Source organism: Microbacterium sp. ISL-103 (assembly GCF_018613995.1).
Taxonomy (GTDB): domain Bacteria; phylum Actinomycetota; class Actinomycetes; order Actinomycetales; family Microbacteriaceae; genus Microbacterium.
The window spans coordinates 1-502 of the sequence record NZ_JAGGPD010000233.1 but is presented as its reverse complement, the minus strand read 5'-3'; the positions used below and the strand labels follow the sequence as shown (position 1 = coordinate 502).

Below are 502 nucleotides of genomic sequence, written 5' to 3'. Positions count from 1 at the left end.
TATCCCGCCGCATCCGGCCGTGTCTGGAACCCCGCCGCGGTGATCGACGCGGCGCACCTCGCCGGTGGACTCGCCGTCGTCGCTGCCGACCTGCTCGCCCTCACCCTCATCGCTTCCCCGGGCTCGCTCGGCGCCGACGTCGCGGTCGGAACGCCCCAGCGCTTCGGCGTGCCGATCGGCTTCGGTGGCCCTCACGCGGGCTACATGGCGGTTCGCTCCGGTCTCGAGCGGCAGCTCCCCGGGCGTCTCGTGGGCGTCTCGGTGGACGCCGACGGCAAGCCCGCCTACCGCCTGTCGCTGCAGACCCGTGAGCAGCACATCCGCCGCGAGAAGGCGACCAGCAACATCTGCACCGCGCAGGTGCTGCTCGCCGTGATGGCGTCGATGTACGCCGTGTACCACGGCCCGGACGGGCTGAAGGCGATCGCTCGTGAGGTCGCGGCCAAGACGGCGATGCTCCGCGACTGGCTCGCAGATGCCGGGGCCGGGGTCGGGCACGGTT

The 502-nt window shown here is 72.5% G+C and carries 1 pseudogene; it reads left to right on the top strand.

Features of this window, described 5'->3' with window-relative positions:
* A pseudogene (locus J7E68_RS19745) lies at positions 1-502 on the top strand (glycine dehydrogenase (aminomethyl-transferring)); the annotation flags it as partial.